Annotated in this window: 20 protein-coding genes; 7 read left to right on the forward strand and 13 right to left on the reverse strand. The window is 56.7% G+C overall.

Translation table 11 applies throughout. The features are described 5' to 3' along the window. Positions 1 to 79: 79 nt before the first annotated feature. Positions 80 to 1,651 carry a DHA2 family efflux MFS transporter permease subunit gene (locus tag CHB83_RS15375; protein ID WP_045687313.1) on the forward strand — a complete coding sequence of 524 codons (1,572 nt, stop codon included), beginning with the start codon at positions 80 to 82 and terminating at the stop codon, positions 1,649 to 1,651. A 92-nt stretch (positions 1,652 to 1,743) separates the two neighbouring features. On the opposite strand, the gene CHB83_RS15380 is transcribed toward CHB83_RS15375, so the two are convergent. The 4 genes from CHB83_RS15380 to CHB83_RS15395 all read right to left on the reverse strand — a co-directional run bounded on the left by CHB83_RS15380 (position 1,744) and on the right by CHB83_RS15395 (position 6,191). After that, a complete protein-coding gene (locus CHB83_RS15380) occupies positions 1,744 to 2,781 on the reverse strand; it encodes a hypothetical protein (protein ID WP_173664786.1) in 1,038 nt (345 codons plus the stop codon). 480 nt (positions 2,782 to 3,261) lie between these two features. After that, complete coding sequence (locus tag CHB83_RS15385) at positions 3,262 to 4,257, reverse strand: hypothetical protein (protein WP_245855368.1); 996 nt, start codon at positions 4,255 to 4,257, stop codon at positions 3,262 to 3,264. A 163-nt stretch (positions 4,258 to 4,420) separates the two neighbouring features. Beyond that, a complete protein-coding gene (locus CHB83_RS15390; RefSeq protein WP_089333250.1) occupies positions 4,421 to 5,806 on the reverse strand; it encodes a M56 family metallopeptidase in 1,386 nt (461 codons plus the stop codon). Next, complete coding sequence (locus CHB83_RS15395; protein ID WP_089333251.1) at positions 5,757 to 6,191, reverse strand: BlaI/MecI/CopY family transcriptional regulator; 435 nt, start codon at positions 6,189 to 6,191, stop codon at positions 5,757 to 5,759. The genes CHB83_RS15390 and CHB83_RS15395 overlap by 50 nt, the downstream gene beginning before the upstream one ends. Before the next feature lie 242 nt (positions 6,192 to 6,433). On the opposite strand from CHB83_RS15395, the gene CHB83_RS15400 reads away from it, so the two are divergent. Continuing rightward, positions 6,434 to 7,654 carry an alpha/beta hydrolase family protein gene (locus tag CHB83_RS15400; protein ID WP_245855369.1) on the forward strand — a complete coding sequence of 407 codons (1,221 nt, stop codon included), beginning with the start codon at positions 6,434 to 6,436 and terminating at the stop codon, positions 7,652 to 7,654. Positions 7,655 to 7,746: 92 nt separating this feature from the next. Here CHB83_RS15400 and CHB83_RS15405 read toward each other — a convergent pair whose 3' ends face one another. From CHB83_RS15405 to CHB83_RS15415, 3 genes are all read right to left on the reverse strand, one after another. Next, positions 7,747 to 8,130 (reverse strand): hypothetical protein, encoded by a 384-nt coding sequence (locus CHB83_RS15405; RefSeq protein ID WP_143437149.1) that lies wholly within the window; start codon positions 8,128 to 8,130, stop codon positions 7,747 to 7,749. A 238-nt stretch (positions 8,131 to 8,368) separates the two neighbouring features. Continuing rightward, positions 8,369 to 10,846 (reverse strand): penicillin acylase family protein, encoded by a 2,478-nt coding sequence (locus CHB83_RS15410; protein WP_089333253.1) that lies wholly within the window; start codon positions 10,844 to 10,846, stop codon positions 8,369 to 8,371. 243 nt (positions 10,847 to 11,089) lie between these two features. Next, positions 11,090 to 11,911 (reverse strand): septal ring lytic transglycosylase RlpA family protein, encoded by an 822-nt coding sequence (locus tag CHB83_RS15415; protein WP_089333254.1) that lies wholly within the window; start codon positions 11,909 to 11,911, stop codon positions 11,090 to 11,092. A 394-nt stretch (positions 11,912 to 12,305) separates the two neighbouring features. On the opposite strand from CHB83_RS15415, the gene CHB83_RS15420 reads away from it, so the two are divergent. After that, positions 12,306 to 13,220, forward strand: a complete 915-nt coding sequence (locus CHB83_RS15420) for a DUF72 domain-containing protein (protein WP_089333255.1) — start codon at positions 12,306 to 12,308, stop codon at positions 13,218 to 13,220. A 39-nt stretch (positions 13,221 to 13,259) separates the two neighbouring features. Here the strand turns inward: CHB83_RS15420 and CHB83_RS23550 are convergent, their stop codons facing one another. Beyond that, on the reverse strand, positions 13,260 to 13,682 hold the full coding sequence (locus tag CHB83_RS23550) for a hypothetical protein (RefSeq protein ID WP_143437150.1): 423 nt from the start codon (positions 13,680 to 13,682) through the stop codon (positions 13,260 to 13,262). Between the two features lie 732 nt (positions 13,683 to 14,414). Here CHB83_RS23550 and CHB83_RS15430 point away from each other — a divergent pair. Beyond that, positions 14,415 to 16,508 (forward strand): matrixin family metalloprotease, encoded by a 2,094-nt coding sequence (locus tag CHB83_RS15430; protein WP_089333257.1) that lies wholly within the window; start codon positions 14,415 to 14,417, stop codon positions 16,506 to 16,508. Positions 16,509 to 16,540: 32 nt separating this feature from the next. Here CHB83_RS15430 and CHB83_RS15435 read toward each other — a convergent pair whose 3' ends face one another. Continuing rightward, positions 16,541 to 17,488, reverse strand: a complete 948-nt coding sequence (locus tag CHB83_RS15435; RefSeq protein WP_045690333.1) for a 3-oxoacyl-ACP synthase III family protein — start codon at positions 17,486 to 17,488, stop codon at positions 16,541 to 16,543. Between the two features lie 162 nt (positions 17,489 to 17,650). Here CHB83_RS15435 and CHB83_RS15440 point away from each other — a divergent pair, with 162 nt between their 5' ends. Next, on the forward strand, positions 17,651 to 18,238 hold the full coding sequence (locus CHB83_RS15440) for a hypothetical protein (protein WP_179225542.1): 588 nt from the start codon (positions 17,651 to 17,653) through the stop codon (positions 18,236 to 18,238). 101 nt (positions 18,239 to 18,339) lie between these two features. On the opposite strand, the gene CHB83_RS15445 is transcribed toward CHB83_RS15440, so the two are convergent. Next, entirely contained in the window at positions 18,340 to 19,050 is a 711-nt protein-coding gene (locus CHB83_RS15445) for a head GIN domain-containing protein (RefSeq protein WP_089333258.1), read from the reverse strand. Positions 19,051 to 19,300: 250 nt separating this feature from the next. Beyond that, positions 19,301 to 21,358 carry a M13 family metallopeptidase gene (locus CHB83_RS15450; RefSeq protein WP_089333259.1) on the reverse strand — a complete coding sequence of 686 codons (2,058 nt, stop codon included), beginning with the start codon at positions 21,356 to 21,358 and terminating at the stop codon, positions 19,301 to 19,303. 102 nt (positions 21,359 to 21,460) lie between these two features. Between CHB83_RS15450 and CHB83_RS15455 the strand changes: the two genes are divergently transcribed. Both CHB83_RS15455 and arfB read left to right on the forward strand, forming a co-directional pair. Beyond that, complete coding sequence (locus tag CHB83_RS15455) at positions 21,461 to 21,883, forward strand: hypothetical protein (RefSeq protein WP_089333260.1); 423 nt, start codon at positions 21,461 to 21,463, stop codon at positions 21,881 to 21,883. Positions 21,884 to 21,997: 114 nt separating this feature from the next. Beyond that, positions 21,998 to 22,405 (forward strand): alternative ribosome rescue aminoacyl-tRNA hydrolase ArfB, encoded by a 408-nt coding sequence (arfB, locus tag CHB83_RS15460; RefSeq protein WP_045687491.1) that lies wholly within the window; start codon positions 21,998 to 22,000, stop codon positions 22,403 to 22,405. Positions 22,406 to 22,519: 114 nt separating this feature from the next. On the opposite strand, the gene CHB83_RS15465 is transcribed toward arfB, so the two are convergent. Then, a complete protein-coding gene (locus CHB83_RS15465) occupies positions 22,520 to 22,897 on the reverse strand; it encodes a hypothetical protein (protein WP_143437151.1) in 378 nt (125 codons plus the stop codon). Between the two features lie 116 nt (positions 22,898 to 23,013). After that, on the reverse strand, positions 23,014 to 23,733 hold the full coding sequence (locus CHB83_RS15470) for a hypothetical protein (protein WP_045687482.1): 720 nt from the start codon (positions 23,731 to 23,733) through the stop codon (positions 23,014 to 23,016). Positions 23,734 to 23,756 lie beyond the last annotated feature (23 nt).

Below are 23,756 nucleotides of genomic sequence, written 5' to 3' on the forward strand. Positions count from 1 at the left end.
CTAGTTGCCGCGTGCCGGTTGCCAGCCTCTTTGCGGGAGCTGCGCCAACCAGCACGCGGTAGCTGGCAACCGACTAAGTATGGAAACCGGATTTACCAAGTGGATCATCGTCATTACGGTGGTGATGTGCTGCTTGCTGGAGCTTATTGACACCAGCATTGTAAACGTGGCCCTAACCCAGATGATGGGTAACCTCTCGGCCACGCAACAAGAAGTAAGCTGGGTAGTGGCGTCCTACGGCATTGCCAACGTTATTGTGATTCCGATGACGGGCTTCCTGGCCGAACAGTTCGGCCGCAAGAATTACTACCTGTTCTCGGTAGTGCTGTTCACCTTTGCCTCCATGCTTTGCGGGCAGAGCACCAACATCTGGGAGCTGGTAGCATTCCGCTTTATTCAAGGGGTAGGTGGCGGAGCCCTCATGGCCACGTCGCAGGCTATCCTGATTGACACCTTCCCCCCTAAGCAGTTAGCCTTAGGCCAAGCACTGTTCGGTATGGGCGTGATTATCGGTCCTACCATCGGCCCCACGCTGGGGGGCTACATTGTGGATAACTACGACTGGCCCTGGATTTTCTACGTGAACGTACCAGTAGGCGTGTTGGCTTCCATCTTCACCGTACTGTTCATTCGCGACCCGGAGCGTATTCGGAACGCTATTCCGCGTCCCATTCGGGAAATCGACTGGTTGGGTATTTTCCTGCTCGTGTTGGGGGTTGGCTCGTTGCAACTAGTGCTGGAGCAGGGCGAAACCGAAGACTGGTTTGAAAGCGCCTACATCAACCTGTTTACGCTGCTGGCCGTCATTGGCATGGTAGGCTTCATCATTCGAGAACTCACTGCCAAGCAGCCCATTGTAGATTTGCGCGTACTCACGCGCAGCCGCAACCTAGCCGTAGGAGCCTTCCTCTCCTTTATTCTAGGGTTTGGGCTGTTTGCGTCGGTCTTCGTGTTCCCCATTTTCTGCCAGCGCATCTTGGGCTTCACGGCCGAGCAAACGGGCTACCTGCTTCTACCGGGGGCATTGCTCTCGGGCTTCATGATGCCCATAGTGGGTAAGATGATTCAGGGAGGCGTGCCGCAGAAGTTTATTCTGCCCGTAGGCTTCACTGTCTTCTTTATCTTCTCCTACTGGATGAGCACGCGCATTACTCCGCTGGCGGGTGAGAGTGATTTTTTCTGGCCATTGATTCTACGGGGCTTTGGGTTGGCCCTGTTGTTTCTCCCCATTACTACCATGTCACTATCGGGCATTAGTGGGAAGGATGCGGGCCAGGCTGCCGGTCTCACTGGCATGATCCGCCAGCTGGGTGGTTCCTTCGGGGTAGCCTTGGTAGGTACTTACCTAGAGCGCTCTACTGCCCAAAACCGGGTGGGCATTTCTTCCAACGTGTCGTTATACGACCCCGAAACTCAGCAGCGCATTCAGGGGCTGACCGCCAGCTTTATGTCGAAGGGGGCTGGCTTCATGCAAGCGCAGCAGCAAGCTTTTGCCGCCCTGGAAGGCATGATTATGAAGCAAACGGCCATCATCACCTATGCTCAAACCTTCCTGATGATTGGCGCCTTCTTCCTCCTATGCCTACCGCTGATGCTCATCATCAAGAGCCCACGCCCCGGCGAGAAAGTAGACCTCAATGCCGCGCACTAAGTAGCCGCGCAGATAAGACATATAGCAACCACAACAAAACGGCCTCCTGCAATGCAGGAGGCCGTTTTGTTGTGATTAAGTAAGCGGGCAACTTATTGGTACTGAATGTACAGTGGCTTAGGTGTCAGCTCGGTTAGTACTTCCTTGGGCGTCATGATGTGGTGCGGGGCGGGGCGGCCATCGTACTCATAGAACAGCTTGAAGCCCGTGTATTGCACTGGCTCAGCCTCGATATAGTCCCGATACGAATCCTTTTTCAGCACGGGGTTGCCGTGGCCGTCCATATGCATCACTACCTGCACGCGCGGGTCGAGCTTAATCTTCTTGTAGTTGGTAATCATCTTCCGGGTAAAGCGGTGCACCGTCAGTACCTTAGGCGGTAGCTTGTTTTCGCTCACAATGCGAGCCAGGAAGTTGATGGTGAAGTTCACGTCCTTGGCGTCGAGGGTACCAATGCGCTGGTTAGGACGGATGCCCGGCATGGTGGCCAGCGAAAACTCGGGGTCAATGCCGAGATGGATGTCCGGCTGCTTCAGGTATTGCTCCAGCTTGGGTAGCTCAGCTTCCAGGGTGCTGTGACCGGGCTGCACATCCAGAAACAGGATGCAATTATGCTCACGAGCCCAGGAAATTACTTCCTCAATAGTGGCTTTAGAGTTCATCAGGCGCCATTTACCGTCCTTGCCGGGCGTGCCCTGAGCCGTAATCGTCACGTTGTGGAGCGCCGCCTGCACCGGAATGCTGGGGTCAGCTGCCTGCCACTCCTTCAGGACCCCTGCAAACTTGCGGAACATCTGCTCCTTGGGCTCCCGGCCCAGAATACCCATACCCTTGGAGCGGATGTTGCCATAAAATGCCACAATGCGGTGACCTGGCAAAATAGCGCCCGGAAGCTGACCGTTTTTCCGGGCAATAGAATCCGCCTTGAGCGAGTCGCGCCGGGCCGCTTGGCGTTTCAGGGCCAGCGTGTCCACCACTACGGGCTTGGTAGTGTCGGCCAGCGCCGTGGGATTTTCCGCGTCGGTGCCAGAGCGGGAGCCGCAGCCGGGCAGCGTAGCGAGTGAGAAGACGAGGCCTAGCGTAGCTAGTGCGGGAACCGTCAGGCGGGTAATTGTCCGGAAATAAGACACGGAAGAGAATCGGGATTGGTGTCGGAAACGCAACGAAGGTAAAACGTTTCCGTGACTGAACAGAAGAAATATTTGCACCCTGACCCGGTTGAAATCAGATAGAAAGGAAATAATTCAACAGCATTTCCACCAGTATAAGCCGGCCTGTTCAGCTTCTGCTAGCTTGTTGCTAGGGGTTGCTGTAGGCACACTCCCATGGTGGCAGCCTAGTAAGTCACTATAATATATTATTCGGCTACCTCAAGCAGATGGAACCTACTCGTGGCACGCCATGCTGTTCTCTTAGTGCCCACATCTGCTAGGGAAATCCGGCAGCATTACGTATGATCAGCCAGCAATAGTAGCGCGCAATGCTCCCTTTAGCTGCGTTGATGGGTGCTGTACAAAGGCCAAACAACGGCCTCGCTATCAGTAGCAGCCCGCCTAAGGAGGTATGGGACAAGCACCCTGCTGTATAGCAGGGCGTAGCTGACAGGCCGCCTACTGGTACTGAATGTACAGGGGGGTGGGCGAAAGCGCACTAACTTCTTCTGGCGTCATCAAGCGCGACGTGCCCTTGCGGTCGTTGCGGTAAAAGATTTTGAAGCCGGCGTATTCTACCGGTTCGCGCTTAATGAACTTGCGGTAGGAGCTACGCTTGATGTGGGGAGTTCCCCAGCCATCCATGTGCATCACAATTTGCACGCGCGGGTCGAGCTTAATATTCTGGTAGTTGGTGACCATATCCTGCCGGAAGCGGTGCACAACCAACACCTTAGGCGGCAAGTGATTTTCGCTGACCAGGCGGGCCAGAAACTGCCGGGCGTAGTTGATATCCTGGGCGTCAAACTCGCCTACCTCCGTGCCCGGCCGCCGGCCCGATTTCATGGAAAACTCCGGGTCGATACCCAAGTGCACAAAGGGGAGCTGCAAGTAGGGCGCCAAGGGTGGTAGCTCGTGCTGTAAGTCGCTGAGGCCTACTTGTACATCCAAAAATACTAGGGCGTTATGCTCACGCCCCCAGTTGATTACGCGCCGAATAGTGGTGTCTGGAAGGGGAAGACGGTACTTGCCATCGGCGCCGGAGTCGCGCTGTGCAATAACGGCGGTCATGTGCAGAGCTGGCCGAACGGGGATGGTATCTGCCTGCTGCCACGCTGCCGTTTGCTGTTGCAGACGGCGGAGCATTTCCTCTTTGGGGTATTGACCCAAGATGCCCATGGCCTTATGCAGCGGGTTGCCATAGAAGGCTACAATGCGGTTGTCGGGCAGGATGGCGCCCGGAAGCTGCCCCCCAGCCTGGGCTATTGAGTCGGCCCGCAGAGAGTCCTGTCGTAGGGTGGCCTGCGCACGACGTAGCATTTCAGCTGTACTGATGCGGACGGAGTGCGGGGTAGAGTCGCACCCCCCCAGACTTGCGGTAAGGAACAATAGGCTGACGGCAAGAGCCGCCCAGCGGGAGGAAAAAACAAGCGCAGCCACCAAATCGAAACGCATCAAAAAGCCAAGCACACAACCTTACCGAAGCAACAGAGTTTCGTAATAACCACCAGAATGAGCTATTCGTTACATCTGTCCTCGCTCACCAAGATAAGGCGTAAAGCCAAAAACGCCACCCGGGCCGTGCTGGGTGGCGTTTTTGCTAGCTAGGTATAACGGGTTATTTCAAGTTAAAACTTATAGGCACGGTATAATAAACGGGTACGGGCTTGCCCCCTTGGCGGCCCGGCGTCCACTTGCCCGGCAGGGTGCGCAGGGCGGTTAGGGCCGCCTCGTTCATGGCGCTGGCTATGGCTTCCTGACCTTGGGGCACCGTAATGCCCTTCTGCAACTCAAAGGCCTGCATACTACCATCGGACCCTACAATAAACTTTATAAAAACCTTACCCTCCACTTTGGCCGCTATAGCGGCCGGTGGGTACTTCACTGCCTCGCCCAAATCGTGCACTAGCTGTGTAATGCCTCCAGTATACTCGGGCATTTGCTCCACATAGAAATATACTGAGGGAGGTGGGGGCGGGGCCGGCATATCTACCACGGTTGGCGGCGGTGGGGGCGGCATATCCACCACGGTTGGTGGGGGTGGTGGCGGTAGCTCGGCTGCTTTTTCGCAGGCCAGCAGCCCGAGTAGGAACACGCTGAAGGGCAGTGCTACCCACTGCTTCCAGCGGCGCACGGGGGAATGGGAGGTAAGCATACGGATACGGGTAAGAGTGAAGGATTGAGTGAATAAATGGGTAAGCGGTAAATCGGGCTGGAACTGGCGCAGGGCTACCCGAGCTAGTAGAGTCGTGTAGGTTTCGGCGGTAGTGGGGGCCACCTGTTGCCGGATAGCAGCTTGATCGGCTAAAAACTCGTGGGTGATGGCTAAGTCACGCGAGAAGAGGTACACGAATGGGCAGGCCCACAAGAGGGCTTGTGCTACTTCCAGCAAGAGCCGGTCGTGGGAGTGGCCTTGTTGCACGTGGGCTACTTCGTGGGCTAGCATGGCCTGCGCCTCACTAGAATTTAGCGGGGTCGCTTCGTTCCAGAACACCCAGCGCCCGAAGGAGCTAACCGGGCGCCGGCCCCCCGTATATACTAAGGTGTGGGTAGCGTGTTCCTGGCGGGGCCAATGGCGCGTGGTCAGCCAGAGTTGGAGCAGCTGCCCCCCTAGGCGCAATAGGAGGCCCAGGGCTACCAGGGCATATATACTGGGGAGCCACACCCATAGGCTGGTTTGTAGTGCACCCCCCGAAGAGCCACCTACCGCCACTTGCACCGTAGGGAGTAGCCCGCCCGATAGCAGCTCCGTGTTCAGTGAAGCTAAATGCCAGCGTTCCAGTATCCTAGTCAGCGGCAGGCTAAGGGCGGAAAGCAAAGGTGGCGCGACCACCGCAAACCAGGGCGCTAGCAGCAGAAAGCGGCGGTTATAGTGGAAGCACCGTTCGTGCCGCAGCACCAAGTGGTAAAACAGCCAAGCCATGCCTAGCAGCAGGGTGCTGTATTTCAGCCAGCTAAGCAGGCTGAGTAGGCTCGTGGGAAGCAGTGGGAGGAAGCTGGCCATCGGTGGGTGAGGTAGGAGGTGGAGACTGGGCGTGGCGGAGTAGTTCGTCTAGTTGGGCGGCGTCGAGGTTTTCTTCCTTGGCGAAGAAGGAAACCAACCGGCTAAAGGAGCCCCCGAAATAGCCCCCTAGTAGTTTGCGCAGGGAAAATCGGCGGTATTCATCTTGGCCAACTAAGGCATAGTAGCGGTGAGTGCGCCCAAAGGCCTCGTGCCCCACAAACCCCTTCTGTTCTAGAATGCGGATGATGGTGGACACTGTATTATAGGCCGGGGTAGGAGCCGGTAGCTCTGGTACCACATCCTTCACGAAGGAAGGACCAAGCCGCCAAAGCACTTGCATGACTTGTTCTTCGGCGCGCGTGAGTTCGGGGAAAGGCTGTTGCATGAGAGAGAAGAATTGCGTGATTGAATATATAACTAATAATTTAGTTATACAACTAACTTCTTAGAAGAAAACGAAAAAAGTGGTGTAGAAAGCAAAGTAGGTAGTGAGGTGGCTTGCCAAAATGCGCTGACAAACAAGGTGTTGGTTTAGGATTAAAGCGGCGTTAGTAAGCGCTGGGAGGAATCTTTTGCCTGAATTGGTGTTAAGAAAATAAGCATCACCGCGTCTATAATTTCCTTTCAGTGACTATACTCAACACTACCCGTCGTTTGGCCCGCTTTGCTCCAGCTTGGCTGATAGGCCTTCTTTTAGTAACAACTGCTCCCGGTTGCAAAAGTGAATCGCCCCAGCCTGATGCTACCACGGACGAGACGCCGGCGCCTACTCCGGTACTGGTAGGGAGCACCTTGATTGGCGAGTACAGCACTACCACGCTGGCTGGTCGCGTTAGGGAAATCCCTCTGGTGGGCTCTTTGGCGCGGTATCCCATCAAGGTGTACCGGCTGACATATACCACGCACAATACGGATGGGCAGGCCATTACGGCCTCAGGGGCGCTACTAGTGCCAGTGGTGTCTACGGCATTACCCCTTATTAGCTATCAGCATGGCACCATCCGACCCAGTGACGAAGACCGCGCCCCTTCTTACTACAGCACTAGTAGCGAGATATGGTCGGCCGTATCCGTGCTGGCTTCTACCGGCTACATTGTATCGGCTCCCGACTACATTGGGTACGGGGCTTCCAAGGCGCTACCTCACCCGTACGAACACGCGGCTTCGTTAGCTTCGGCCTCGGCGGATATGCTGCGGGCAACGCGGGAGTTTTGTAAGCAACAGAACATTAGTGTAAACCAGAAGAACTTCCTGTTGGGGTACTCGGAGGGTGGCTACGCTACCATGGCCCTGCACAAGTACCTGGAGGAGAAGTACCCGGCGGAGTTGCCCGTAGCGGCCAGTGCCCCTGGGGCTGGCGCTTACAACAAGTCGGGCTTCGCTAAGTACGTTGTCAACTCTACTCAGCCCCTGAGCTTTCTGAGCACCTACGTGTGGGTTCTCGACACGTATAACCGGGTGTACAAACTGAACCGACCATTTTCGGCCTACTTCCAGGAGCCTTACGCTACTCAGTTGCAGGCTAACCCATTTGGCTCGGTTCCTAGCTTGCCGAGCCAGTTGTTTACGGCCAGCTTCCGCCAAAGCGTCGCTACTGATTCGGATGCGGCCCTTACGGCAAGCTTGCGCGATAACGACATTTACGATTGGAAGCCCAAGGCGCCGCTGGCCCTGTTCCACGGTACCGCCGACGATTACGTGCCGTACTTCAACTCGCAGGACGCCTATAAGGCAATGCAGGCTCGCGGGGCCACTCAGGTGCAGCTAAAGCCAATTCAGGGCGGCAACCACTTTACTTCCGTGGCTACTTACACCTTGCAGGCTTATGCATTTATTTCGCAGTACTAAGCTGCCAGGTCATTCAGTACTTGTCCGTCAACAAAAAAGCGGTTTGCTACTATAGCAAACCGCTTTTTTGTTACAGTACATTCCGCAAAACTTTACCGTTGGGGCGCGGTAGAATGCGCGGCTGTTGGACTTGCCGCCTGCCGAAGCCACGTGCCACTAACTGCCGCTAAGCCGCCTACCAATCCGGCTACTACCCCGCTTAGTGCAAGCAACAGCCAGGCATTGCCACCCAAGGGCAAGAGCGTAGCCAGCCGGCCGGCTAGCCGAGCAGCCCCATGGGTGGTGAGCCACAGAGCCGGTAGCCACCAGCTGAGGCCCGCCCCCAGCAACCCAGCAGCAAATGCCTGCCCACTAGATGGGCGCTGCCAAGCCGCCAACCCCAAGCACACAAGTACGAGGCTCCACCAGGGCATAATCAACTGCAAAAGCGCGCAGCCCACCAGCATTAAAAGGGTAAGTAAACCGAAGGACTTCATAGGGGCAATGAGGGTAGAAGCGAGAAGAAAAGTGTAGACGCCGTTAGAATGGGCGCGCAACGTTGGCGGGTGCTTCAGGTAATATTCTAGAGCTAAAGCAACCAGAATAATTCTGCTGTGATACTTGCGGCCACGTACTACAACGCGGGCTGACGGACGAAGTACTGCGGGGCATTCGGGTAGAAGAAGTGAAATCAGTGTATTCTACCTAAGCTATAAGGTAATCTGCTAGTGGTAATTACTTCGAGGGGGCTTCTAGCCGCCAGGCGGCCCGTAGGCGCGGGTGGTTTTCATCGGCAGCGCGTAGGAATACCAGTTCATCTAGCTGCCCCTGGCGCCAGGGCTCAATCATGTCGTCGTAGTAGGTAGAGGCGGGGTTGCCGCTTTGTCCACCGGGAAAAATCCCGTAGGCCCTCACCTGAGGACCCAATGCTACCACCATGCGCCAAGAAGGGCCATTGCGCGGACCAGTGGCATTCACCGAGCCTGGGCTACCCCCGCAGTTTATATCCATCCGGCCAAATCCCGCCAGGTTGGCAAGGTGAGTAATGTCAGTGCTTTTCTGATTGGCCCAGCGCCACTCTGGCCCCAGAGGGCCAAACTTGCGAGTCAATGAATCGACGGTGAAGTGCAGCGACGCCGTTAGTAGGTCGTGTATGTTCTCGCGCGGCGAGGTGGTACGGTCGTCTACCCAGGGGGAGGTAGCCGATTCTTTCAGTAGCAGCTGATTGGTACGGGCGCTGGAAGGATAGCGCATTTCGAGGCCCGTAGCGGCGCCAAAGTCGTCTTCCCAAAGGCGGCGCACCAGGGTTGTGTACCAAAGCTCGAAAATGGAAGCCGCTACTGCCTCGGTGGTGTAGTGGTAGTCCCACTGCCGGAGAACTTGCACGGCGGCACCCTCGGGGCTACTTGGCAACGGGGGCCTGGGTTGCTGAGTGGCGCCAGCATTTTCCGTCACGAGTTGTAGCATCCAGGGCAGCATCAGGCGGGCGTTTACGCCTAAATTATCGTTTTGGAGCTGGCGCAAGCTGTCGGGCGTAGCGTGCTGCATCTGAGCAAGGCGCTCATTAATGCGGTGCGCACGGTCGGAGGGGTTATAGTCCCAGCCTAAGTAGTACGGATAGTCGAACCCGGCCGAGGGCTGATTAGCCGACGATACGAAGCCGCGGGCTGGGTTGCGCACATTAGGGTTGTGTGCCATCGGAATCCAGCCCTGCCAGTCGTGCCGGGCATCGGTCCCGTCCAAGATAAACTTACCCTGGTCGGCCCACTTCAGCGGGAAGCTACCGTTGGGCTGAATGGCAATAGTGTTCTGGTTGTCGGCGAAGATGAAGTTCTGAGCGGGCGAAGCGTACGTGCTCAGCGCCGTCTGGTAGTCCTCGTAGTTGCGGGCCCGGTCGAGGCGGTAGAAGGCTAGCACTTCGTTGCCGCCATCGTGAGCAGTCCAGCGCAGAGCGTGCCTGGTGGGCGTCTGCTTGTCGAATACCGTCTCATCGTGGTCGTACACGATGGGGCCGTGGTGGGTATACAGCACCGTATCGAGGCGGTCGGGCTGCCCGCGCACCACAATGCGCTCCACCACCCGGCGTATTGGTTTCCAGCGTCCATCGTGCCAGTACTCGCGCATGCTGGCATCCCGAAACTTGAGCTGGTACCAATCGAGCACGTCGCCGCCCACATTGGTTACTCCCCACGCCACTTGCTCATTAAATCCGATGATAATGGCAGGAGCACCCGGAATGGTCACCCCATACACGTTCAGGCCCGGCGCGTGCAACTGCATCTGGTACCATATGCTAGGGAGGTTAAGCTGCAAGTGCGGGTCGTTGGCTAGAATAGGAAGTCCCGAAGCAGACCGCGCCCCCGCCACCGCAAAGTTGTTGGAGCCCAGTTCGGCATCGGGCTCCCGGCTAGGCACCTTGTTCGAGAGGTTTGCGGACAGCAATGGGGGTACGGCCGGTACGGGTACCGGCGTAAACGTGCGGGGTGTGCCGGTTGGCACTATGGCGTCGGTGCGGTTGGGATAATCGGGAAAGAGGTCCTGCACCACCGCTGGGCCATACTTACCCAAGATGTTACTCAGGCGCAAGTCGTCGGAGCGGCCGCTCAGCGTCCAGGCCATCAGCTTCAGCAGCAGGGCACTTTTAAGGGGTTGCCAGGGCTCTGGGGCGTAATCCAGCAGCTTGTACTCGAAGGGATAGTCCTTTGGGGAGAGGCTGCTGATGTAAGCATTCACGCCCTCCGCATACGACTCCAACACGAGGCGCGTAGTGGGGTCCTGCATCATTTCGCGCTCCGACCGGGCCGCGCCGTAGGGCAGGCCCATGCGCCGCTGAAACCGGTCGTACTCCAGTGCTTTGGGCCCCACCACCTCCGAAATGCGGCCTGCTGCTACCCGCGTAGTAAACTCCATCTGCCAAAGACGGTCGCGGGCCGTGAGGTAGCCCTGGGCGTAGTACAAGTCGTGCTCGTTCTGGGCAAAAACGTGGGGTACGTGTCTGTCATCAAAGCGCACGCGCACGGGCTGGTGCAAACCAGGTAACGTTAGCGTCTGCTGGTCGGGAAAATCGGCGGCTGTCTCGCCATTCTGCCAGAAGCCGCGGTAGGGACTCAGTAACTTGCCAATGGGCGGAATATCGCCTTGTTTGGTATTGAGCACCCACGTAAGCACGAGTGTAATAAGTAGGGCGAGGCTCGCCTTCAGAATACGAAGCATAAACGACCAGTGAGCAGGAAGCAGGAAGGTAGCAAATGCTTCGTATTCTACATCAGCGGCTTGCTAGCTTACGCTATTGCCCGGGAGCCGCGACGGTAGCTCTTAGCGGTAAGCACACTCGGAAACCAAATCTGGTAGGCACTATGCCAAGCCATCAACAGAAAGCACCCAACGCAGAAAAGGCACCCTCTGGTAAGAGGATGCCTTTTCTGTATACTAAGTAGTGTTGGGTAGGCCTGCTAATCAGAGGTTTTCACCCTGGCGTACTAACCCGTTTATGCCCGCGCGGGCCAACCGTTGGCGCACAACATCGGCCTCCGCTTGCGTGGCAAAACGGCCTACTACCACTCGGTTGAGGGGCTTGCCTGCGGGCGTACTGGCGGCCACGGTAGAAGCAATGAGCTGAGGCTCTAGGTTTTGAATCTTGGTAAGCAAGGCCTGGGCGTTGCGCACGTCGCCGAAGGTGCCCGCTTGAATAACATACGTGGCGGTGGGCTCCGGCATCAGCGCTACGTCCGCAGCCTCCGTGTCACCGGCCTGAATATTAGTGTGTAAGCCAGCCTCCGTAACGGCGGTAGTGTCGCTGAGCAAGGCGGCCAAGTCCTGAGGTGCATCCGTGGGGCCAAGCTCCGTATCATCGGGAACCACTTCGGCTACTACCGATACGGCACCGTGGGTAACAATGCCCAACGGACGAGCCGCAATTTCTGATAAGTCGAGGATGCGCTGGTGGCGGAAAGGGCCCCGGTCGGTTACGCGTACTACCACGGCTTTGCCGCTTTCGGGGTTGGTTACGCGCAGCTTAGTGCCGAAAGGAAGAGTCTTATGAGCGCAGGTGTACTGGTGCCGATCAAACCGCTCGCCATTGCTGGTGCGGTGACCTTGGTGCTCCTTTCCGTACCAGGAGGCGCGGCCGCGGAGTACGGCAGTTTTCTTGGCCGAGGCGGCCGGGGCTTTTTCATCATCACTGAACCAGACGCGGGCCTGCACTGGAAAGGCCGTGAGCATTGTCAGGTACATGGCCATCAGCAAGCCCGAGACATGCAGTCGTGTAATCAACTTCATTCATTCTCTTGGTTGGTGGGTCTGACAAATCTAGCAGCACCCACTAAACCCGCTCGCAAATCCCAACGTAGTTAGCTAAGTAAATGAGCAAGTAATTTACCTTTTTCAAGAAAACTTGCATTTAAATAATCAGATACAACGGCACGAAATGATTGATTGTGTTTCGTTAAGTCGTGTTTTGTACTCTAATTAGATAGTAAGCTGAACCCTGACGAAATAAGACTATGCGCCGCTCAAAAAATTTTGGCTTTGACGCGGGAAACCAGCCTTGGGGTAGGTTGCAAAAGTCTCGGAAATTTCATAAGGGATAGAGGGTAAGCCTCCACCAAAGGAAAGACCAAACACCCGCTTACCCGTCCATAGCACCCCGAGCGGTTTTGCCGTACCTTCGGGTATGGATTTTGGCCGCCTTTCCGACCTTCGCTACGTTAACTTTCGCCTACCCCCCGACCATCCCGAAACGGCTGGTGTGCTTGCCCGGGCCTTGCCTGCCCAGCCGGCTCCACCGCGCGTGTACGTGGGCTGCCCCATCTGGACCAACAAAGCGTGGCTAGGCAGCTACTTCCCGGCGGGCATCAAAGACGCCGACTACTTGCACCACTACGCCCGCCAATTCAATAGTATTGAGCTGAATACAACTCACTACCGTATTCCCGATGCTACTACCGTGCGCAAGTGGCGTGATGCCGTGCCTGCCGCGTTTCGGTTTTGCCCGAAGTTTCCGCAGATCATCAGCCACGACCGGGCCTTGTACAACGCCGATGATCTAACTACTTCTTTCTGCCGGGCTATTGAGGGCTTGGGCCAAAACCTGGGCCATGCCTTCTTGCAGTTGCCACCCACGTTTGGGCCCGAGCACTTGCCGCGCCTGGAGCGCTACCTTCTCGATTTTCCCGATTACGTACCCCTGGCCGTAGAACTACGCCACCCCGGCTGGTTTTCCGACCATGAGCTGTTGGCGGCTGTTTCGGCAATGCTAGAGGCACTGGGCAAAACACTGGTAGTGAGTGATGTGGCTGGCCGCCGCGACGTGCTTCATATGCGCCTGACCAGCCCCGTCGCCTTCATTCGGCTGAACGGCCACGGCCTAGTAGCCTCCGACTTCCAGCGTGCCGACGACTGGGCGAATCGCCTGGCGAGCTGGCTGGAAGCAGGCTTGCACACGGTCTATGTATTCATCCATCAGAAAGACATCATGCACTCGCCGGTATGGGCCCAGCACTTCCTGGGCCGATTGCACGCCCTGACGGGTATGGGGGTGCAGCCCCCGCGTATAATTCCGCAACCCGTGCAGGGAAGCTTATTCTAACAACGAGGGCGCTGCAAGCTGCGGCGCCCTCGTTGTTACTTAATGTACTAGACTGAGTTTGACACCTACTTCAAGGTTTGGATCAATAACGCGGCCCTGCCTGTAGTGTCCGTTCCGATAACGGAACGCGTAGTCGTTTTGGATGCCTCCGCCAGCGTATGCGTCAAACAAACCATGCCGACCGATGCGGCGCTGCATGCCCCATACCACATTAAGTGTTGAGTAGCCATAACGGTAGTGCGCCCCATCCGCATTAGCATTGGCATAAAAGGTAGCCGTTGTCATAGCCGACAGATAATTGCCCGTAAAGGGTCCAGTAGCCCTACCTTTTTGCCGGCGTTTCTCTTGGTTGTAATAGTATCGAGCCCCTATATCAGCTCCGCACTCGCGCACTAACGGTAGGGTTGAATCATAGTATTTACCCTCAATCACCTCCAGTCCCGCATAAGCGTTTCCCGACACGGACCAGGCCGATGTGATATGATGTTCAACGCCAAGTACAATAGGGGCTGTCAGCGTATTAGTTCTAAATCTAAAACCACGGGTAAGACCAGTACCTAATTTTACCATCGTGTTGCGAGGCGTACCAACCGCAGTAGATGCAGGGGATGGGGGATCCGCTGGAGTAGCTGCTGGTGAATTGGTTTGGGCCAGCAGAGTAGCCGGACTACAGCAGATCAGCGCTAGTGCTGTCCTTAGATAGGTAGTGCGCATAAAGTATTGGTAAGTATGGAAATGAAGATTACTCAGGGCTAGCTTATTACCTGCAAGGTAGCCTTAGAGTACATCCCGTACAATCAGTAATTCAGCATGAAAAGTATAGGCCGCGTTCAGTGGTATGGCTCAGGTGTAATGTATCTAGTGCGTAATTGATATGTGTCGAATAGCACTTTGCCGGTTGCCAATTATTGGTGACCTGCCATACGGTAGAAGAAGCACTAAGCATAGGGCTTCTCCGAAGCGAAAGGAACTGCAAATAAGTAGAAAAGGCTGTATACGAATGGATAGAGCTGCAAGCAGCCACGTAGTGCCCCACAGATATAGCATACCTACCTGCTTGTGACTGGGCTATAGGATACCTCTGCTCCCAAGCCAATCCGCTGCAAAAACTTATCAGTAGGGCGGCTGTGGCATGACCCACTCAGGGCAAAACCCCGTATCTTGAGCCTGGGCCATACCCGGCTCTCTGCCCTCATGAAAGCACCCCTACTTACTTTGCTGCTGGCGCCAATTGTGCTCCTCAGCAGCCCCGGTACTGCCGTTGCCCAGTCAGCTGCTACCACCCCGGACATACACTGCTCTCTGTTGCCACTAGATCCGGAAGCACGAACTGCGCACGTACCGCTAGTACTAGAAGGCGAAGTGCTAAGCAGCAAGGGAATGCGTACCAGCGCCGGCCGCATCTACACCACGCACCGAGTGCGCGTGTACAAGCTACTAAAAGGCACGGCCCCCGCCGAGATTACCCTGATGACGGAGGGCGGCACAGTAGGGCTTGAGCGTCAGGAAATCACCAACACGCTCCGCTTGACGGTGGGTGAGCAAGGAGTGTTTTTCTTGGAACCCGCTGCGTTTCCCGGCACCGGCGCCGCAGGCGCTTGGTCTGTGTACGCTAGTCAGCAAGGCTTTGTACGCTACGAATTGCACACGGCCACGGCAATAGAGCCTTATCATATTTACACTGGGTTGGGTACAAGCCTGTACCGGCAGCTAGGCAACGCCCGGCCGCGCGAGGTGCAGCCCAACGTGACGCTAACAACCGCCCTGCGTCGGCAGACTGAGCCAATTGCGGCTAAGGTAGCAGCTCCCGTTGTGACAAGTCTAGCACCGCTTAGCCTCACGGCCGGAACCGGGGCGGTGCTTACCATTCGCGGTACCGGATTCGGAGCCACTCGGGGTACCGGGTTTGTGGAGTTTCGGAATGCAGACGTCAACAACTCCTTCACGAAAGCAGCCGACAGGGACTATGTAAGCTGGTCAGATACGGAAATCCGCGTGACGGTGCCTTCCATTAGCGCCTCTGGCAATACGGCTGGCACCGGTCCGGTGCGGATTACGAGCACCGACCAGCTTACCACCCAAAGCGTAAGTTCCGTAACGGTAGTATTTGCCGCCAGCAACGTGCAGGATGAGGCTACCAGCCAGCGGGTTATTCCGGGCCACCTCAACCAGAATGGCACCGGCGGTTATACATTCCGCTTCGATCCTACCTTTGACAGCAACACCAGCGCCACAACGGCTTGGCGGCGGGCCTTGGCTAACTGGCGCTGCCAAACGGGCATCAACTGGGTGGTAGGCACTACGCGCACTAAAAGCGGCGTGGCCGATGACGGCGAAAACGCGGTGGGCTTCGATAGCGGCACGACGCTGCCCGCCAACGTGCTGGGCCGCACTACCAGCTACTACCGGGGGTGCTACCAAGCCGATGGCAGCGTAAGCTTCTACGTGCAGGAAATCGATACGGAGTTTGATGATGCTACCAACTGGCAGTTTGGGCCGGGCACGCCTAACTCTAATCAGATCGACTTCGAGTCAGTAGCCTTGCACGAGTTAGGGCACGCCCAGCAGTTGTCGCACCTGATCTTGCCTTCTGCCGTGATGCACTACGCCATTGCCCGAGGGCAAGTGAGCCGCACCCTGGCAGCCCCTAGCGACATTGCTGGCGGCCGCTACGTGCTACGTCGCCGGGGCTTTTTGGCAGATGAATGCGGTGTAACACCTATGCTGCCCGCACCACTTACTTCTCAATTTGCCCGCTATGAAGAAGGTGCGGGAGTAGTCGTGCAGTGGAGCACGCAAAATGAGTGCTTCGTGACAGAATTTGTGGTAGAGCGGGCCCCTTCCGATACCACCCGGGCCTGGCAAGCCGTGGCGACGGTGCGCGCCGGCGCGGGCCCGGTTTACCGCTACACCGACCCCCAGCCGCTGAGTGGTATGAGCTACTACCGCGTTCGGGTGCGCCGGCCCGATACTTCCCTGGATACCCCAACCCCAACCGCCGTAACGGATGATGCCACCATTGCTAGTGGCGTGCAGTTCTATCCTAACCCGCTGACAAACGCCGACTTGCTCCGGCTACAGTACGTAGGTGGGGGGCTGCCGGGCACCCTCACCCTACGTTTCTACGATGCCGTGGGGCGCTACTTGCGCGGCACGGTGATTCGGTACCAGCCCGGCCTCAATACGCTTGCCGTAGAGCCTCCGTACTTGAGCCCAGGCTGGTACATCATCCGGTGGAACGATTCAGAAGGCCCTTCGGGCACTTCCCGCCTAGTAAAGATAGACTAGCCCGAAGCCCCATAACGTGCGAGCTTCCTAGGTTAGCGCGCCAAGAGCATGGCCCCGTAGGAGTAACCGCCACCAAAGACGGTAATAACTATCTGGTTGCCGGGTTTGAGCAAGGCCCACGTATCGGCTAGCGCAATGGCGGCGCCGGCGCAGCCGGTATTGCCTAAGTCCTGGATGTTTGATACGGCCCGGTCTTCGGGCAAGCCTAGCTGCTGTAGCACATTCTTGGTAATGCGCAGGTTGGCTTGATGGGGAATGAGGTAAGTTACATCCTCCACGCTCAAGTTATTGCGCTCCAAAACCTGCTGCGTTACGCGGGCCATATACTGGCAGGCGTTGATAAACACGTCCTTGCCGAAGGGCATCACAATACCTTTCTCCACGGGCTTGAGTGTTACGGCTACGTCGGCCTTGCCCACATTGGCAACTCCGCCGGTCAGCACCGTACGCACATCCAGGTCGTTTTCAGACAAGCGCTCAGGAGTGAGCAACAAAGCCGCTGCACCGTCGCCCCACAGGTGGCCAGCCATGGTGTCTTGCTCGTTGTTATAGGCTGTATTATGCTCGCTCACTACAACCAAGGCCCGCCGCGCCTTACCCATGGCAAAATAGCCCTCCACAATTTCAATGGCATTGAGCAGTGAGGAGCACGCCGAAGAAATGCTGACTACCGGAATTTCTCCTACGTTGAGCTCCCGCTGCACGGCATGAGCCAGGGTATAAATAGTATCGTGAGGGGTATATGTGGCCCCCACAATGAGGTCCACCTCAGCAGCGGGGAAAGCGGGGGCAGCGGCTAACACGCGGCGTGTGGCCTCCAAGGCCATCGTATTGGTATTTTCGCCGGGGGCTGCCTTTCGGCGAGTTTGTATGCCGGTGCGCTCCGTAATCCACTCGTGTGAGAGGCCATTGAGACGCGTAAAGTGCTCGTTGGTAATGATTTCGGCGGGCAGGTAGGCCGCCACCTGATGAATGTACACGGGGAAAGGAAGAGTGAGAGACAAGGCAGAAATACGGGACCAAGGTACGGTTATTGGCGGTAGTGGCCGCCAGCTTTTCTGCAGATAGCCCGTACTTTGCACGTAAGACGTTCGTTCAACGGACCCAGGCAGGCCAGGTTGGGCTGCTCATCTTATAATATTATGATGTTTTCACATTTCCTTCGGCGGTTATTTCTGGGTGCTACCTTGGGCCTGGGTTGTGGGCTAGTAGCTGCTCCGGCAGCGCAGGCCCAGAAATATCGTACGGCCGCTGGCCTGCGGGTAGGTGGGGGGCAGTACGGCATCACCGTGCAGCAAAAGATTCTCGACAAAACTACCCTCGAAGGGCTAGGGCTTGTTTCCTCGCGGGAGGTAAGTGCTACTCTGCTGGCCGAGCGACACTTCGGTATTCTAGGCCCTAGCCTCAACTACTACTTCGGAGCTGGTGGCCACGTCGGCAACCACAAGGACAATGGGGCCTTTGGTGGAATTGATGCGCTAGCCGGTATCGAATACAAGGTAGCCCTTACCCCCTTCGTCTTATCGGTTGACTTTAAGCCTACCGTAGAGTTTGGCGCGGAGGACTGGACGCGCTTCCCCACAGCCGTTTCCGTGCGCTACATCCTAGTGAAGGAGAAAAACACGGGCATCTTCAACGGGATGTTTGGCGGCGACAAAGACAAGGACAAAAAGAAAAAGAGCAAGTCGAAATCCAAGAGTAAATCGGGCGGCGGCCTGTTTGATTTCTAGCCTTAGTTTCAGGCGCTACGCCAACAGCACTCGTCAGCACCCAACAAGAAGGGCCCCGACCACATCTGGTCGGGGCCCTTCTTGTTGGGTGCCGTGGTCAATTACTGGCGATGGACGCGGCCGCTACCAACTGTAGAGGTACTGATCTTGGGGTTGCCGCTTACGTACACATCGCCTGAGCCCACAATGCTGGCGCTTAGGTTCTGCGTGGCCTGAACCCGGCAGTCGCCCGAGCCGCTAATGCTCACTCGGCAATCGGTGGTGTGTAGCTTAGTAGCTCTCACCTCGCCCGAGCCGCTGATACTAATATCGTGGCGAGGGGCATTACCGGCAGCCTGTACCGAGCCCGACCCGGCTAGTGACGTGCTGATTTTATCGGCCGTAACGCTGGCCAACTCAAGGTCGCCCGAGCCACTCACCGACAACGACAGATTATCGGTCTTTAGGGCATCAGCAGCGCGCATATTTCCCGAGCCGCTCACGGATAAGGATTTGATAACGGGCGTAGTAACGTACACCGTAACAGGGCCTTTGAAGCGGTAAGACGAGGTGAAATTCGATTCGCGTTTGGGTCCCACACGCAGTTGGCCACCGCTAACAACAGTTTCAAAGTGAGCTAGGTCGGCAGGGTCGGCTTCTACCTCCACTTTCTGGGGGCTACCCTGGCGCAGGATGACGTTGGCTGAGCCCGCTAGCCCAACGGAAGTGAAGTTTTCTACCGGGCGATTTTCGCGCGGTGCCACCACCCGGAAAGCCGATAGCACAAGCAGGAAAAGGAGCAGAGCAGGGAGGAAGGAGCGCATGGTTTTCATCGGATTTCTAGCGAGTTAAGAGGTAGATCTACCCACTAGATGGGTGGAAAGAACCAACCGTTGCCCACGCCGGAAAAAGAATTTTGCTTGCTTTATATAGCGTAGAAACTGGCGCGTTGAGAATCGGGGTCTGCTTCGTGGTAGGCCTATATACAGCCTGGATTTCGAGAAGAGAGGCGCGGTAGAAAAAGCACCGCCTTCCCACAAATAGCAGGAAGGCGGTGCAACACAATGGAGCCTGAAAGAGGTATTACCAGATTTTCACCCGGGCCGAATCAGGGAGGTAGAGTTTCTGGCCGGGTTGCACGTTGAATGCTTCGTAGAAGGCAGGTACGTCGGCAAAGGGGCCGTTCACGCGATACTGGGCCGGGGAGTGTACATCTGTGAGGATGCGTTGAGCCAGCACTTCGTCGCGCTGATGGTTTTGCCAGCCTAGCGCATAGCCCAGGAAGTAGCGCTGGGTAGGCGTGAGGCCCCCAATCTTCTCGCCTTTCTTGTACTGGTCCGTTTTCTTGAAGGCATCGAAGGCAATGACGATACCACCCAAATCGGCAATGTTCTCACCGGCAGTGGCTTTACCGTTGATGTGTAAGGAGTCGAGCACCGTGTAGCCGTTGAACTGGCGCACAATGCCGTTCACGCGCTGCTGGAAAGCGGCCCGGTCTTTTTTGCTCCACCAGTTGCGTAGGTTGCCTTTCTCATCAAACTGGCTGCCCTCGTCGTCAAAGCCATGCGTAAGCTCGTGGCCGATGGTGCTAGCGCCCGCGTAGCCGTAAATGATGGCATCATCGGCGTCTTTGTCGGCCAGGCCAGGAATGGAGAAGATGGCCGCCGGCAGCACAATCTCATTGTTGCTGGGGTTGTAGTAGGCATTGTAGGTCTGGGGCGTCATTTCCCACTCCGTGCGGTCCACGGGTTTGCCCAGCTTGTTGGCGTTGTAGCGGTACTGCCACTCATTGGCTCGCATGACGTTGGCGAGGTAAGAGTCGCGGCTGATTTTGAGCGAAGAATAGTCGCGCCACTTGTCGGGGTAGCCCACCTTGGGTGCAATTTTAGTCAGCTTCACCAAGGCCTTCTGCTTGGTAGAGTCGCTCATCCAATCCAGGGCCTGAATATGCTCGCGGAAGGTGGCCACCACATTCTCGGTTAGCTGAGCGTAGCGCTCCTTGGTTTCGGGCGTGAAGTACTCCTTCACAAACAGCTGACCCAGAATTTCGCCCATGCCAGCTTCCTCCTCGTCTAGCACGCGCTTCCAGCGGGGGCGCTGCTCTTTTTGCCCCTGCAAGATGGTGCCGTAAAAACGGAAGTTTTCCGTGTCGATGGGACGGCTGAGCTGGCTGGCGAAAGTATGCACCAGATGCCACTGCAAATAGGCCTGCCACTGGTCGAGGGGGGTAGTCTTCAGCAGCTGACCAGCTTTCTGGTAGAACTCAGGCTGGCCCACTATCACCGTGTCTACCTTGGGTAGCTCCATCTGCCTCAGCCACGAATTCCAGTCGATGCCGGGCGTGATCTGGCCCAGATCGGCCACGGCGCGCTTGTTGTAGTTGGCGTAGGGGTCGCGCAGGGCTTCCAGCTTGCGCGAAGAGGCCGCTAGCGCCGTTTCCAGCTGCATAACCTGGGCGCTATGGCGCTGTGCCGTTACGGAGTCTTGGCCGAGTAGCTGCAACATGCGGGCTACGTGGCGCACATACTCCTTGCGAATGGTAGCGGTGCGGGTATCCTTATTGAAGTAGTAGTCGCGGTTGGGAAGGCCCAGGCCTGCTTGATACAGGTGCATGGCCATCTTTTCGCTGTTTTTAGCATCTTGGCGTACGTAGCCGCCGATAAGCGAATTCACGCCCAGTACTTTGTGGCGGGCTATTACGGCTTGCACATCGGCCACCGACTTGATGGCTGCAATGCGGTCTAGCTCCGGCTTTAGGGGAGCAATGCCTTGCTTGTCAATGGTCACCGAATCAAGGCCCGACGCCCAGAAGTCCCCGATTTTTTGCTGGTTTTCGCCTTCCTTGGCGTTGGCCTTGGCTGCTTCTTGGTTTAGTGCCCGGAGGCGGGCGTATACCTCATTTTGTACTTCCTTACCAATTCCCCAGGAGCTTTCGGAAGCCGGAATGGGGTGCGCCTTCAGCCACGTGCCGTTGGCATACGTGAAAAAGTCGTCGCCGGGGCGCACGGTGGTGTCGAGGTTGGCTTGAAGCAGATCGGGCGTGGTAGTACCCGACTTACCGCCGGGCTGGCAACTAGTAGCCAACAAGCCTAACAAGGGAGCTGCTACCAGCCAAGGCCGTAAGGAAGAGGACAAATGCATGAGCAAAGGAAACGAACAGTGAGTATGCGGGCGAATGTAGCGCGAACCGGCCGGTTCACGTAGGCGCAAAGACAGCTATTCTCTGCTTGCCGTTGCCTGCGTATGACCTTGCCCCATCTACTCCAGCTCAACTTTGCGCTGGCCGCCTACCTCACCGGCCTAATCTGGACCGTGCAACTAGTACACTACCCCAGCTTTGCCCAGGTAGCACCCGAGAAATTTGTGGTATTTCATCGGCAGCATTCTACTCGTATGGGCTGGATAGTAATGGTGCCTATGGTACTGGAACTGGGTTTGGCGGCGTGGCTAGCTTGGGCAGGCCAAGCATTGGGAGGCGCCGTGTGGTGGAGCTTGGCGCTGGTACTACTGATTTGGGCAGCCACCTTTTTCATCAGCGTCCCGTTTCATAATCGCCTAGCGCAGGGCTACAATTACATAGCCATCGACGGGCTCGTACGCACCAACTGGATTAGGACTCTGGCCTGGACGGTGCGCCCGTTCTTGCTGGGTACTTTGCTGTGGTAATAGGCCGCGGCCTGGGCTGGCCCGTATGTATCCTTCGATTCGCGCAAGGCAAAATGCTACCTTGCTTTCCTACTTTACTTGATTACGCTTTCTGCTTCACCCGCTCCTTTCCTTATGATTCCGCCCGCCGATGCCTTCTTGCCTGAGCTTCAGTTCCAAACCAGCCGGAGCAGCGGCCCAGGTGGCCAAAACGTCAATAAAGTTGAATCGCGCGTGGAACTGCGCTTCCGGGTGGCTGACTCCCAAGTGCTGACCGATGAGCAAAAGCAGACGCTAGTACAAAAGCTGGCTTCTCGCCTTACTACCGATGGGGAACTGCTGATTGCTGCCCAGGAAGACCGGAGCCAGCTGCGCAACAAAGAAACGGCCATCCGTAAGTTTCACGAAACCCTGCAAAAGGCCTTGTACAAGCCCAAAGCGCGCAAAGCCACCAAGCCTAGCCAAGGAGCCGTCCGCCAGCGGTTAGAATCCAAGAAAAAGCACGGCGACAAAAAGGCAAACCGCGGCCGAGTCGATTTCTAGGTGGGCAGGAAGTAGTCAATAGCGCACGGCTGTGCTGCCTATCTAGCACGCGTGGTAATGTGGTGGCTAACGCCAGAACTTGGCTGGTGCAAGGGCGCCGGTTTCTTTGCCCCGCTAGCCTTTGCGAAGACCCGCCCGCAGCCAGTCCTCAGCCTGTAGTTGGTCCTCAAAAATGCCTACTTCAAAGCGACCATTAATGCGTGTTCGCAGAGCATCGGCAGACTCTACGGAAAATGCGCCGGGATTGTCTAGATGAGCCCAGTAGCGCAGGCCAGTGCTGAGTGCGTGCGGAATCCACTGTTGCTCCAGAAATTCCAGGGAAGCATCCCAGCGGCCTACCAAGCGGCGGTTGTCATTGAGCACGGCACGGCACCCTTGCTTCTGCATCTGATCGAGGTAGGCCAATGCCCCTTGCAGAACGCTATTGCCGGTGGGGTAGCCAATCCAATCGGCGTGAATCCAGGGCCCTTCCGGACGGTAAGAAATGGACAAATAGGTTTTACCTAATGAGGACTGTAGTTCTTCCAGAAGCATCCGTATGATGTAGCCTGATATGTGCGGCGGAAAATACGCTTAGGCTAGTAGACGGTAACTAGCTCCCTATGGTTTTAGTTCAGGTCAAGACCGAACAGCACTCCCACCCAGGGGTGGTTTTGGTAGACCCAATAGCGTCCATCGGGGCCTAGCAAATGGTCTACTCCCACGGCCAACCCCAGGTTCAGCAGGCGGGCATCGTAAATAATGGCCGCGCCACCGTGTAGGGTAAAGCCTTCATAGTCAGTAACTGCCCGTTGCTGGGTAAGGTCGGCGGTGATGACGGACGAGCCAAGGCCCCCGAAAAGCCCGTAGCCAAACCCGTTGCTGCGGATAAAGGGGCGCGGCTGAAACGGTGAAAGCCGCCGGTTGCTAAAGCGGTAAAAATCGAGGCGGCGGCCCACGTACAAGGCCACGTTGAAATTCGTGTTGAGCTGCACCGGCAAGCCTCCCCGGGGCGGCAGCGCCTTGAAGGGAATGGAAAAGATATCGAGGTCGAAGCTGCGGTGTAGCAGCGTGACGGACTCCCGGGGAAGCAGCTCGTAGAGAGTAGTAGGTGGAATGGCCGCCGAAGTAGCAGGCGGGGTGAAAGCCAGCGTATCGCCGTGCTGCTGTACGTAGTAGCGTCGGTGGGGGGCGCGTAGTTGCTGCAAGAGCGTATCATTGCTGGCCGTAAGCACGCGGTAGTACCCGTCATTGAGCTGGTTGAGCCGGGCGAACCGGGCGCAACTAGTACTGCCTACGGTAGCTGCCAGCAGCATCAACAGTCGGTACACAAATAGGCCGCGTTTCATAGCGTAGGGATACGAGTTCAGCG

It is taken from the genome of Hymenobacter mucosus (genome assembly GCF_900188255.1).
GTDB lineage: Bacteria > Bacteroidota > Bacteroidia > Cytophagales > Hymenobacteraceae > Hymenobacter > Hymenobacter mucosus.